Genomic DNA, 11972 nt, shown 5'->3' with positions numbered 1-11972 from the left:
AAATGCTGACGAACCCATTGCCGGGCCAAGCTCGTCACACCGACTTTCTGGAACGACATCTCTTGGGGGAATGATGCGACTTCATTGGCTGGTCGCCGGCATCCTCGCCGTCGGCGTGACCAGCGGCTGCCTGGACCGATCACCAGGCGGGAACGAACCGGCCAAGGCGCCCGAGCGGTACTTCGGCTTCGCCGGCGTGGTCAGCGAGACCGGGAACAATCTTGCCGTCGCCGTAGTGGGCAGCCGGGTACGCGCCTTCGTTTGCGACGCCCAGGACGAGCTCTGGTTCGATGGCGAGGCCTCCAAGAACGGCATGGTGACGTTCCAGAATCCCAAGAACAAGCAGCGCCTGGGATTCTTCAACACGTTGGAGGGCGTGGGTGCGTACTGGTTCAACGGGCGGCTCCGGACCTTCCGGGCGGCGCCGGTCGACAAGCCCGCTGGGCTCTACCGGGCGCAGTCACCCAACGGGCAGCTCGTCGGCGGATGGGTGGTACTGCCCGAGGGCGAGCAGGTCGGCGCGGTCACCAACAACGGCATCAACCAGCCCGTCGTTCCCAACATCGACACCTCCACGACGACGGTGACGATCAATGGTCAACAGCTCGCGCTCAAGTCCGGGCAGGAACTGCTCTCCGGTGGATGAGCTGATCGGGCCGTACCGGCTGGAACGGCGCCTGGGCAGCGGTGGCATGGGCGTCGTCCATCTGGCCTGCGGGCCCGACGGGAAGCGCGTCGCGATCAAGGTGCTGCATCCGCACTGGAGTGCGCGGGAGGACTACCGGGAACGGTTCCGCAGCGAGGCCGCAGCCGCGCGGCGGGTCGCGCGGTTCTGCACGGCCGCGGTCCTGGACGCCTCGTTCGGGGAGCCGTCCTATCTGGTCACCGAGTACATCGAGGGCCGGACGCTGGCCGAAGCAGTGACCCGGGACGGGGCGCTGGCCGGCGGGCAACTGGAGTTGCTGGCGATCGGCACCGCCATGGCCCTCGGCGCCATCCACGGGGCCGGGATCGTCCACCGGGACCTCAAACCCAGCAACATCATCCTGTCGCCGTACGGGCCGAAGGTGATCGACTTCGGCATCGCGCAGCTGACGGACGTCGCGGGCGAAACGGGCCCGTTCGTGATGGGAACGCCACCGGTCATCGCCCCGGAGCGGCTCGTCGGGCAGCGGGCCTCGGCGGCGGCCGACGTCTTCTCGTGGGGCTGCGTGGTGGCGTACGCGGGCACCGGGCGGTGGCCGTTCGACGGCGCCACCAGCGAGCAGATCTATTACCGGATCATGCACGGCCAGCCCGACCTGAACGGCCTGGACCAACGGCTGCACCCGCTCGTCCAGGCCGCGCTGGCCAAGGATCCGGCCGAACGCCCGTCCGTCCTCCAACTCCTGGAACAGATGACCGGCCTAGGGCTCCAACTCGCCGAACCGACCGCCCAGCCGCCCCAGAGGACCCAGCGGATCCCACTGCCCCAGCAAACCCAGACAGCCCAACCGCCCCAATCGGCCCAGCCAGCCCAGCCGCAGCCAAGCCCACGGCAAAGCCGCGCGCGATCGCGCGGGCGCCTGATCACCGCGCTCGCCGCGGGTACGGCGGCCGTGGCGCTCGTCTCCGTCGCTGCCATGCTCCTGTGGCCGGACCCGCCTGCCTTCAAGCTCGTACACAACGACGATTTCAGCGGCCGGTACGGGTGGTCCCAGGGCACGCGCACCGGCGCCATGACCAAACTGGCCAACGGCCACTATCGGATGAGCGTTGACAACCCGCTGCTCCAAGAGAACGCAGGTGGACTGGTGGCGCCGGCGAGCGTCAACACCTCCGTTTACGCCGACGTCATCGTGACGGCGAAAGCAAGCGGTACCGACGCTTACGGCGTCTGGTGCCGGGGCAATCCGCACAAGGCGCCGGACGCCAAATACGAGTTCTACGTCACCAGCACCGGCGAAGCGGCCATCCTCAAAAAGTCGCCAAAGGCAACCGGCAACCTCGGCCCCTACCTCAAGCCGTTTCATCGCGCCTTCACGCCCACCGCGACCAACCGCATCCAGGCCCGCTGCCAGAGCACGCCGAACGGGACGCGCCTAAGCCTGACCGTCAACGACCGCCGAGTCGCCACCGTAACCGACACCGTCGACCCGCTCGCCCCTGGCGCCGTCGGCCTCACCGCCTGGGCCCGCACCGCCCCGCAGGCGTCGGCCGACTTCGACTCCTTCACCGTCGAAACCCCATGAGCACCCTCCCTGCCGACCAGGGAACAGTGCACACCTTCGATCAGGAGTCGAAGCCAACGCAATGCGGTCGAGGGTGCGCAGCCACACAACGAGGCGGTCGCGCGGGCCATCTCACGGCCATCACCAGGGGGACGAGAAGCTGCGATACCCCCCGAAGCCGACGCCGGGAACGACATCGTCAGAGCGAATTGCATCGGTGAAGTCCGAGCGCCAAGTTAGCGCTGTGGCAGCCCTCGACTGGCCCGATGCAGGACCAGGACCTCTCGCTGGTGTGAGGCGTTAACGTCAACGGAGGAATTACCCCCGGTACTGCACGTACCCTCTCCATTTGGCGGCTTCTACTTTCCTCGTACCCTTGGCTATGACGGTATAGCCGATAGTTTTCAGCTTCATGGCCTGCTGGTCCGCGACCATTTGGGCCATTACCTGCTGTGCATACGGCGCCGAAAGCCAGCTACAAGGATTGTTACATGCTTGTGCGGCCGCCGGAGCCACGGCGGACGATGGTGCTGCGATTGCCGCTGAGAGCGGCTTCGGCGAGGGGCCAGCCTGCGCTGATGGGATCACTCCCATAGGCGCGATCGTCGCGAGCATGAGTGCAGCAGGCACGATGATCCTGGTCGCCAGTCGTCGCGTTGCCATAGTTCCCCTTCTGAGTGAGATCCCGACAGGGCATGCCCGAGTGGTCGAGGATGCCTTCTTCACTTAAAGGGTGCAGGCTGTGGCTGGGTCTGTCGTTACAGGTGAGCGCACAGGTCTTTAGTCTGTGCGCACTGTTGTGCACTGCTGTCGGAACTGGCGTGGGGAGAGGCCGTAGGCGGTGCGGAAGGCCTGGCTGAAATGGGCGGGGCTGGTGAATCCCCACCGGGCCGCGATCGCGTGGATCTGGGCCATCAGCGCTCGCCGCCAGATGTGGGATGGCACCGTGCTCTGGGCGTCCAGCGCGCCTGCCAGCGCCGCGGTCAGCACGTTGAGCGTCAGGGTGGACAGCCGGGCGGTGTCGGACGGGCTGAGTTCGTGCATGTGCCGGGCCAGGTGCAGCAGGAACTGGCAGCGTCGACGCAGAGGTCGGCTGGAACTCGGGCAGTCGCACGTCGTCGTGCGCAGGGTGATGAGGTGGTCGACGGCGGGGCCGAAGCCGCGCTCGTAGGGCTGGAGACGGCGGCGGCCAAATCGCTGCCGGGCTTCATCGTTGCCCTCGCCTGATCCGCATCGCCGAACGGCTGGCCAGCGCCCGAGATGAGTAGTACCAGGGCGGCCCCGGCTCCACGAGCTTCAAGCCCACGATTCGGGCGTGACGGCGCGACAGCGCGGCCGTAGATCACGTCCGCTTTCCCACCAGTCCAGTGAGCTCATCAGGCGCCGACGGGGACGTGCACGTCGGCGCCCAGGTGCGGGCAGGCGGGGGTGCCAGCGCCAGTTATGAGATTTCCCGACTCTGACCTCAGGAGCGTCCTCTTATTGCATAGCGAATTCTCATTGCATGGCGAACCTGATCAGTGCCTGCCGGTCGCCTTGCTTGATCTTCCCCTGGCGGTTCAGGACTTCGAGCTGCCAGCCGGGACCGTTGCGGAAGGCGCGGCAGATCGCGTTGGCGTTGTCCGTGCCGAGCAGGGACGGCCAGATGTCGGCGACCTGTTCGCTCGCTCCTCCAGTGGCGTCGTAGACCTTGAACGCGACGTTGTTGGCCTTGTCGAAGGAGGTGCCTCGCTTGAAGGCCGCGGCGATGAAGACGATGGAGGTGATCGCGGCCGGGACGTTGGCGAAGGTGACCTGGACGGTCTCGTCGTCGCCTTCGGCGGCGCCGGTCTGCTCGTCGCCGGAATGTTTGACCGAGCCGTTGCCCAGCGGGTCCAGCGAGTCCAGGCCGGCGAATCTGACCGGTTCCGAACCCTGCATCAACACTGCGATCAGGTCGAGGTCCACACCCTTCTTCCGCCGAGCCAGGCCAAGGACCCCACCGGAGGCGCCGGCGGAGGGATCCCAGGCGACTCCAACGATGAGGTGGGTGATGCCGCTCAGGTCGGCTGCGCCGTCTTCCTTGCTCAGCGTGATCGCCATCTTCGTTCCTCCAGCGCTTCTCGGACCGATCCGGGCGGATGGTCAGCGGACTGCACCGCGTGCGGTCAAACGAGCCGGAGCGGTTGCAGGTTCCGGTCCTGTTCGGACAGGCCTATTTCGGACAGACCTATGAGAACCCTCCTGAGGTAGAGCGAAGAAGAATCGACAATGAGCCGTCTCTGGGAGGCAGACTCTTGCTGGTCGTCTTCCTGATCATCCGGGGGCCGGGACCGCCCGGACGCCGCTGAAGATCCACATGCGGAGGCGGGACTAGCCGCGACGCCGCTGAAGTGCGAGGCTATTGAGGAGAGGGCCGGTCGTCCCCCCCGATCGGGAAGTGAGCAGGCATCACACCCAGAGGGGGGCGATATGAGCATTCCCTTCACGAGGGAAAAGGCCCCGTGCGGCAAGATCGTGGACGCGAGGCACCACCGCGAGATGGATGATCAGGGCCTGGTCATCGATGACGTCTACTACTCGTGCGGCTGTCGCAGGACCCGCCACGAGTACCACGACGGCAGTGCGCGCCGGACGGTCGTCCGGCATGACGGGAAGCTCCTGGCCGACGATCTCGACGCCTTCGAATGACTTCGCATCTGACCCGGCACGACGTGGTGATCGTCGGGGGCGGCGGGGCGGGCCTGCGGGCGGCCATCGCCATCGCGGAGGCCGATCCCCGGCTGGATGTCGCCGTCGTCTCCAAGGTCTATCCGATGCGCAGCCACACCGTGTCCGCCGAGGGCGGGGCCGCCGCGGTGATCGGGCCCGACGACAGCCTGGACGAGCACGCCTACGACACCGTCTCGGGCGGGGACTGGCTGTGCGATCAGGATGCCGTCGAGGCGTTCGTCGCGGAGGCCCCGGGGGAACTGCTCCGGCTGGAGCGCTGGGGCTGCCCGTGGAGCCGGGAGACGGACGGGCGGGTCGCCGTACGGGCGTTCGGCGGCATGAAACGCAAACGTACGTGGTTCGCCGCCGACAAGACCGGCTTCCACCTGCTCCACACGCTGTTCCAGACGACCCTGAAGTACGAACGGATCATGCGTTACGACGAATGGTTCGTGACCAAGCTGCTCACCGACGACGGGCGGGTACAGGGGGTCGTCGCGATCGAGCTGATGTCGGGCAGGATCGCCACGATCGCCGCCAAGGCGATCATCCTCTGCACCGGAGGGTGCGGGCGGGTCTATCCCTTCACCACGAACGCGGGGATCAAGACCGGTGACGCCATGGCCCTGGCGTACCGCGCGGGCGCCCCGCTCAAGGACATGGAGTTCGTCCAGTACCACCCGACGGGCCTGCCGTTCACGGGGATCCTGATCACCGAGGCCGCGAGGGCCGAGGGCGGCTGGCTGCTGAACCGGGAGGGCCGCCGCTACCTGCAGGACTACGACCTGGGAAAACCCGAACCCGGGCCGGTGCTGCGCAGCATGGAGCTGGGCCCGCGCGACAGGCTGTCGCAGGCGTTCGTCCACGAGGCGGAGCAGGGCCGTACCATCGAGACCCCCTACGGGCCCGTCGTCCACCTGGACCTGCGCCACCTCGACCAGGAGATCATCGACGCCCGGCTTCCCTTCGTCCGGGAACTGTGCCTGAAGTACGAGAACATCGACCCGGTCACAGAGCTGATCCCGGTACGTCCGGTGGTCCATTACATGATGGGCGGGGTGCACACCGACATCGACGGTGCCACACCCCTGGAAGGTCTGTTCGCGGCCGGCGAGGTTGCATGCGTCAGCATCAACGGCGCCAACCGGCTGGGCTCCAACTCCCTTCCGGAACTGCTCGTCTTCGGGGCCCGCGCGGGGCGGGCGGCCGCCGCGTACGCCGCCGAGGCCACCGGGAACGCGAGCCGCGCCGTGCTGGCCCAGGCGCGCGACGAGGTCCACCGGCTGGAACGCGACCTGCTGCTCAAGAACGGCGGGCACGAGAGCCTGGCGGATCTGCGCCAGGAGATGCAGCACACGATGGAGGGCCGCGCCGGCATCTACCGCGATGGGGAGTCGCTGGCCAAGGCCGCAGGCACGCTGCGCGAACTGCGCGACCGGTTCGCCTCCATCGCCCTGGACGATCACAGCCGGACGTTCAACACCCAGCTCACCAGCGCCCTGGAGCTGTCCTGCATGCTGGAGGTGGCGGAGGCCATGGTCGCCTGCGCGCTGGGACGCGAGGAGTCCCGCGGCGCCCACCAGCGCACCGACTTCCCTGCCAGGGACGACCAGCGGTTCCTGGCGCACTCGCTGATCCACAGGAATCCCGACGGCTCATGCCGGGTGGAGTACCTGCCCGTGACGATCACCCGCTGGCCGCCCGGGGAACGCGTCTACGGGTCTACGGGAGGTGGCTCGCCATGACCGATGACATCACTCTGCGGGTCGCGCGGTACCGGCCGGAGCAGGAGACCGAGCCCACGGTCCAGGAGTACGAGGTACCGCTGCGCAAGGAGTGGTCGGTCCTCGACGGCCTGATCCACATCAAGGACCACGTGGACGCCACGCTGTCCTACCGATGGTCCTGCCGGATGGGGATCTGCGGCAGCTGCGGCATGACCGTGAACGGCGAGCCGAAGCTGGCCTGCGCCACCTTCCTGGTCGACTGCGCCCCGGGACCCGTCCGCGTCGGGCCGCTGGCCAACTTCCCCGTCATCCGGGACCTGGTCGTCGAGACCGGTGACTTCATGCGCAAGCTGGCGAGGGTCAAGCCCTGGATCATCGGGGAGGACCAGCCGTCTCCGGCGCGGGATCATCGGCAGACCCCGGCCGAGATGGAGGAGTACAAGCAGTTCAGCATGTGCATCAACTGCATGCTCTGCTACTCGGCCTGCCCGGTCTACGGCCTCGACCCGGGGTTCGTCGGACCGGCGGCCATCGCCCTCGCCCAGCGTTACAACCTCGACTCACGGGACGAGGGCGCCGACGAGAGACGGGACGTACTGTCCGATCCCGAGGGGTTCTGGGCCTGCACGTTCGTCGGCGAATGCACCCGGGCCTGCCCCAAGGACGTCGATCCGGCCGGTGCCATCCAGCGCTACAAATTGACCGCCGCCGCTGAATCGCTCAGGTCGTTCTTGATGCCACGAGGGGCGCGATGAGGGAGATGAGGGAGCGGCCCGCGTACACCGAGTTCCATCCCCGCTGGTACCGGCCGCGGATGTCCACCTTCTGGTGGCTGCGGCGCCGCTCATACCTCGCCTTCATCCTGCGAGAACTGAGCAGCGTCTTCGTCGCGTGGTTCGTGGTCTACCTGCTGCTGCTCGTCAACGCGGCCGATCGGGGCGCCGAGCAGTACGGGCGGTTCCTGGACTGGTCCGCCACGCCGTGGGTCCTGGCGGTGAATGTCGTGGCGTTCCTGTTCCTGATGTATCACTCCATCACCTGGTTCAACCTCACCCCCAAAGCCGCGGTGGTCCGACTGCGCGGCAGGCGGGTACCGCACGGCTGGATCCTCGCCTCCCTCTACCTCGCCTGGGCGGTGGCGTCCGCACTGGCGGTCTGGCTCGTCATGGAGGGCTGAGATGGCGGCATGGAGGGATGAGATGGCGGCGAGGCGATCTCCCGAACCGTTCCTGTGGCTGCTCTTCAGTGCCGGTGGCGCGGTGGCGGCGCTGCTGATGCCGGTTCTGGTGCTGCTGTTCGGCTTGGCGTTCCCGCTGGGATGGATGTCGCCGCCGGACCACGGGGACCTGCTCGCCCTTCTCCGCAATCCGTTCGCCCGGGTCGCGTTGTTCTTTCTCTGCGTACTGTCCCTTTTCCACTGGGCGCATCGCTTCCGCTACACCTTGTACGACGGGCTGCAGCTCAAGCATCTCAACAAGCTGATCAACACGTTCTGCTACGGCGGGGCGATCCTCGGATCGGTCGTCGCCGGCCTTCTGCTGTTCCTCGCATTGTGATGGGCCATCGGCACCGATTCGCGATGCGGGGATCAAGAAGGGGGATCAAGAAGATCGACCTTGGTGGCGCATGGTTACTCTCGGTGGTTCCGTTCTAGGAATCTCTTCAACATGAAGGACGCGCTGGGAGCTTCTCGTTCGGCTGCTTGACGGAGGGCGGCCTCGGCGCCGTCCAGATCGCCATGCCTTTCGAGAAACTTGGCCAGATCGTAAAGCGGGCTCCAGAGGTTCATGGAGCTGAGGTGTTCGGTTCTCTGAATGCCCATCCGCAAGGCAGATTCGGCGCCGACGAGATCTCCCAGTTTTTCCAGCATGCGCGCCAGTCCGAACGGTGCGTGATCGTGACCTCGGTCCACCGCACGCTCAAAGGCTGAGCGGGCACCGGCGATATCGCCCTTCTTCTCAAGCGCGTAACCGACGTTGCAGGCGCCGTCGGCGTCACCGCGTTCGTCAGCGCGCTTGAACGCGGACGCGGCTCCCACTGCATCGCGGGGCATGGCGTCGTCATGTCCCCGCTCCTCTGACAAGTATTGGCCGATTCTTCTAGCGGCAACCGCGGAGCCCTGTTCATCGGCGTACTCCCACGCCGCCAGCGCGCCGGCCAGGTCACCGTCCATGAACAGGCCCTCCCCGATGTGGTAGGCCGCCTCCGCGTCGCCATGCCGCCAGCCTGCCTGGGCACGGCGGAACGCCGCGTCAGCACCTTTGTGATCTCCCCGCGCTCTGAGCATGAACCCCAGCCGGCTCGCGCACTCAGGATCACCTCGCTGATCGCCTCGCTGGAACGCCTCCAACGCCCCCTCAAGGTCGCCGCGCTCATACAACAGCCATCCCAGATGACGGGCCGATTTGGCGTCGCCGATCTGGTCGCCGTCGCGCCAGGCCGCCTCAATGGACGCGGCGGCCTCGGGATCACGGCGGGTGGCGGTCAACCACGCCATTTCCTCGCTGTCGGCCTGCCAGCTACGCCATCCCGTCACGTTTCCTCCCGCCGCAGGCGCACATTCTAAGCAACGCCAACCGAATGATCGCGCGGTACAAGGCACGCCCGTGGCGAATGGGCGCTCGAGACTACGAAGCAGTTCTTGCCGCCCAGCGTCGCGAGCGCGCACGCATCCGTAGCGAGAAGGGGATCCGCTGGGGCCAGCGGGCGCACGAATGGGGCCAGCGGCGCACGAAGGCCGCAGCCTGATCACTCACGCAGCGGGAGAGGCATCCCTGGTCGATCCGTAGACTTCGCGGAAGACGTTGTGTTCCGGGGCGCGGCGGCCGGGGTGGCGTCGCTTCTCCGCCGGATAGCCGACGGACATCAGCAGTGCGATGGCCAGGTCGTCGCGATCACCGATGCCGATCGCCTTCTTCACCCGGGCCTCGTCCCAGCCGTTCATCGGCGAGGTGGCCAGCCCCATCTCCGTCGCGGCGAGCATCACGTAGGTGGCCGCGATCATGGCGTCCTTGACCGCGTACTCCCGCAGCAGGCCACGTTCCTCAAGGTCTTCCTGGAATGCGTGCGATGCCGCGGAGAACATCGTGACGAACTCCTCGCTCCACGCTCGGTTGTGGCGTGCTTGGTCATAGACGTCGCTGTGGTCATCCCGCCACGACAGTGGTTCGGCGACGAAGACCAGCATGAGCGGCGCCTCCTGCGGCTGGGGCTGCCCACCGGTAGCCCAGGCCAGATCCTCGCGGCCCTCTTCTCCGGTGACGGCAACGATCGACCGGTCCTGCAGATTCCAACTGGTGGGTGCCTCAATGGCGAGATCCAGGAGTACGTCGACGGCGGCCGCGGGGATCGGATCAGGCCGGTAGTGGCGGACGGTGCGGCGGGTGCGGATCGCTTCTGCAACAGACATGGTGTGGTGTGTCATGCAACTAACTATCGGAGAGTGACTCCCCATCGGGAAGAGGGCACCTATTAGTGCCCTACTCTCTCTACATGGAGACCATTGTGGAGTCCTCCGGACTGCCGGCCGATGCCTTCTCGGCGAAGTGCCCGACCCGCCAGATCCTCGACCACATCGCAGGTAAGTGGACGGTCCTGATCGTCGATGCCCTCCTGGAGGGCACCATGCGCTACACCGACCTGCGCCGGCGCATCGATGGCGTCTCGCAGAAAATGCTCACCCAGACGCTCCGCAGCCTCGAAGCCGACGGGTTCGTCACCCGCACCGTCCACCCCACCATCCCGCCCCGGGTCGAATACGACCTCACGCCGCTCGGCCGCAGTCTGGCCGAACCCATCACCGCCCTCCGACAGTGGACGGAAACCCACATCAACGAGATCGAACAAGCCCGGAACCGGGCACGCCCCTGACCCAACAATCATGTTCCGCCCAACCCGGCGAACCTTCCCGATCGGTAGCTAGATCGCCGGACTAGGCCATGATTGGCAACATGAAGTGGCTCGAGCGCTTCCAGAAGAAGAACCGCAAGCCCGTGGGGCGGGCAGAGTCGCCCACGGACGTGACCGGTGACTCGGCGGCTGGCCCTGGGCCTGCCCGGGGGAACCCTGGGCAGATCCCGAGAGACATTCCCGAACTGGTGGAGCGGTTCCCGCTCCGCTCCGGTCCGTACGTCACGTTGCTGCCGCCCATGACCGACGACCTGGTCCGCGCCCAGCGGGCCGGCGCGTTCCTCGCCACCGAGATCGTGCGCGGCTACGCCGACCGGCTGTACACGACCGTCCAGGAAGCCGTTGGCGGCGACGTGCCGCCGGCTCCTCGCCACGGCCTGGTGGTCCGGGCTGGTCGCCTGACATCGGTCGATGACCCGGCACAACCGGCGGTACAGCTAGAAGAGGAGGGTTTCGGGAACCTGGCCATGCTGTCCCGGCTTGACGAACGCGGCATCAACCCGCACCTTCATCTGGCGGCGGCCACACGCGTACTCTCCGGGGCTCGCTCGATCGAGGAGACTGGAGCCGGGGCGGATCTGCCGGACCTCCTCGACCAGGCGTGGTTCCTCCTGGCGTTCTGGCTCTCCATCAGCCTGGGCAACGGACGAATGCTGGACGAGGAGCGCAGGCTGATCGTCCACCTCGTCGGATGCTGCTCCCGCCTGCACGTCCTGAGCGAAGCAGCCGACCCGCCGCCGTTCGTCACCGATGCCATCGACAGCGACCTGGTCGTGCGTCATTTCGACGAACGGTGGGTCACCACCGCACACGTCCGTATGCCCAACGGCGAGGTGCAGGATGAGGGCCACTTCTCTACCAGCGACTCGGGTCGACCCCTGCGCGTAGGTGCGCTCCTGCGCGCCCAGCTCCACCGCGACGCGTCTCCTGCCGATCCCGCCGCCGCGTTCGCCCTTGGCCTGCTCAAAGCCGAGGCCGATGACCTCGCCGACGCCCGCGCGGCCCTCGATAGCGCCTGCGCCCACCCCGACTGGTCCGAGGCGGCTACACAATCCCTACGGGACCTACGCCCGGAGGAGGCGAGCCTGGAGCTCCTCATGATCTTCACCGATTGGGGGATCGAGACCCGCAGGTCCCGGCCACCCGACCCCGGGAGCCCGGCCAGGGCACGTGTTGTGGAAATCGGTGAACGGCTGCACGAGGCCGGCGGCACCAGCCTTATGCGCCAGGCCCACGAAGCCTTCGGCAGGCGCACGGACCGGACGGAGAGCAGCTGGCTGGAGATTATCTGGAGCGGAGTCGGCGACTGGCAGAGCTAAGGCGATTGGCAGAACTGAAGGCAGAGAACGACGTCATCGGGCGGTTGCCAGCCGCCGCGTGCACCAGTTCCTGCAGGTCCTGGACAGCGCTGATCAAGGAGCTCGCGGGGCACCGC

14 protein-coding genes are annotated in these 11972 nt (G+C 67.0%); 10 read left to right on the top strand and 4 right to left on the bottom strand.

Going from position 1 to position 11972, the window contains the following annotated elements:
* Positions 1 to 70 precede the first annotated feature (70 nt).
* Positions 71 to 646, top strand: coding sequence for a hypothetical protein (locus ACH34W_RS03495; RefSeq protein WP_395959196.1), 576 nt, complete (start codon positions 71 to 73; stop codon positions 644 to 646).
* A complete protein-coding gene (locus ACH34W_RS03490; RefSeq protein ID WP_395959195.1) occupies positions 639 to 2231 on the top strand; it encodes a serine/threonine-protein kinase in 1593 nt (530 codons plus the stop codon). The genes ACH34W_RS03495 and ACH34W_RS03490 overlap by 8 nt, the downstream gene beginning before the upstream one ends.
* Before the next feature lie 759 nt (positions 2232 to 2990).
* On the opposite strand, the gene ACH34W_RS03485 is transcribed toward ACH34W_RS03490, so the two are convergent.
* Together ACH34W_RS03485 and ACH34W_RS03480 are read right to left on the bottom strand one after the other, a co-directional pair.
* Positions 2991 to 3254, bottom strand: a complete 264-nt coding sequence (locus tag ACH34W_RS03485; RefSeq protein WP_395959194.1) for a helix-turn-helix domain-containing protein — start codon at positions 3252 to 3254, stop codon at positions 2991 to 2993.
* A gap of 453 nt (positions 3255 to 3707) precedes the next feature.
* Positions 3708 to 4292 carry a TerD family protein gene (locus ACH34W_RS03480; RefSeq protein WP_395959193.1) on the bottom strand — a complete coding sequence of 195 codons (585 nt, stop codon included), beginning with the start codon at positions 4290 to 4292 and terminating at the stop codon, positions 3708 to 3710.
* Positions 4293 to 4661: 369 nt separating this feature from the next.
* Here ACH34W_RS03480 and ACH34W_RS03475 point away from each other — a divergent pair, with 369 nt between their 5' ends.
* Genes ACH34W_RS03475 through frdD form a run of 5 tightly spaced genes read left to right on the top strand, consistent with a single transcriptional unit; the run spans position 4662 to position 8184 of the window.
* Positions 4662 to 4880, top strand: a complete 219-nt coding sequence (locus ACH34W_RS03475) for a hypothetical protein (protein ID WP_395959192.1) — start codon at positions 4662 to 4664, stop codon at positions 4878 to 4880.
* On the top strand, positions 4877 to 6646 hold the full coding sequence (gene frdA, locus ACH34W_RS03470; protein ID WP_395959191.1) for a fumarate reductase (quinol) flavoprotein subunit: 1770 nt from the start codon (positions 4877 to 4879) through the stop codon (positions 6644 to 6646). The genes ACH34W_RS03475 and frdA overlap by 4 nt, the downstream gene beginning before the upstream one ends.
* Positions 6643 to 7383, top strand: coding sequence for a succinate dehydrogenase/fumarate reductase iron-sulfur subunit (locus tag ACH34W_RS03465; RefSeq protein ID WP_395959190.1), 741 nt, complete (start codon positions 6643 to 6645; stop codon positions 7381 to 7383). Before frdA ends, ACH34W_RS03465 begins: the two co-directional genes overlap by 4 nt.
* Positions 7380 to 7805: a hypothetical protein gene (locus ACH34W_RS03460; RefSeq protein ID WP_395959189.1), complete on the top strand. Its 426-nt coding sequence runs from the start codon at positions 7380 to 7382 to the stop codon at positions 7803 to 7805. The genes ACH34W_RS03465 and ACH34W_RS03460 overlap by 4 nt, the downstream gene beginning before the upstream one ends.
* 22 nt (positions 7806 to 7827) lie before the next feature.
* Entirely contained in the window at positions 7828 to 8184 is a 357-nt protein-coding gene (frdD, locus tag ACH34W_RS03455) for a fumarate reductase subunit FrdD (protein ID WP_395959188.1), read from the top strand.
* A gap of 74 nt (positions 8185 to 8258) precedes the next feature.
* On the opposite strand, the gene ACH34W_RS03450 is transcribed toward frdD, so the two are convergent.
* Positions 8259 to 9116 (bottom strand): tetratricopeptide repeat protein, encoded by an 858-nt coding sequence (locus tag ACH34W_RS03450; RefSeq protein WP_395959187.1) that lies wholly within the window; start codon positions 9114 to 9116, stop codon positions 8259 to 8261.
* On the opposite strand from ACH34W_RS03450, the gene ACH34W_RS03445 reads away from it, so the two are divergent.
* Positions 9014 to 9376 (top strand): DUF2399 domain-containing protein, encoded by a 363-nt coding sequence (locus tag ACH34W_RS03445; RefSeq protein ID WP_395959297.1) that lies wholly within the window; start codon positions 9014 to 9016, stop codon positions 9374 to 9376. The two genes, ACH34W_RS03450 and ACH34W_RS03445, sit on opposite strands and share 103 nt — an antisense overlap.
* Before the next feature lie 4 nt (positions 9377 to 9380).
* Here ACH34W_RS03445 and ACH34W_RS03440 read toward each other — a convergent pair whose 3' ends face one another.
* Entirely contained in the window at positions 9381 to 10037 is a 657-nt protein-coding gene (locus tag ACH34W_RS03440; RefSeq protein WP_395959186.1) for a nitroreductase family protein, read from the bottom strand.
* 83 nt (positions 10038 to 10120) lie between these two features.
* Between ACH34W_RS03440 and ACH34W_RS03435 the strand changes: the two genes are divergently transcribed.
* Positions 10121 to 10498 (top strand): winged helix-turn-helix transcriptional regulator, encoded by a 378-nt coding sequence (locus ACH34W_RS03435; protein ID WP_395959185.1) that lies wholly within the window; start codon positions 10121 to 10123, stop codon positions 10496 to 10498.
* Between the two features lie 80 nt (positions 10499 to 10578).
* A complete protein-coding gene (locus tag ACH34W_RS03430; RefSeq protein ID WP_395959184.1) occupies positions 10579 to 11856 on the top strand; it encodes a hypothetical protein in 1278 nt (425 codons plus the stop codon).
* Positions 11857 to 11972 lie beyond the last annotated feature (116 nt).

It is taken from the genome of Actinomadura sp. 6N118, assembly GCF_044326415.1.
Taxonomy (GTDB): Bacteria; Actinomycetota; Actinomycetes; order Streptosporangiales; family Streptosporangiaceae; genus Spirillospora.
This window is presented reverse-complemented; position numbering and strand designations above follow the sequence as displayed.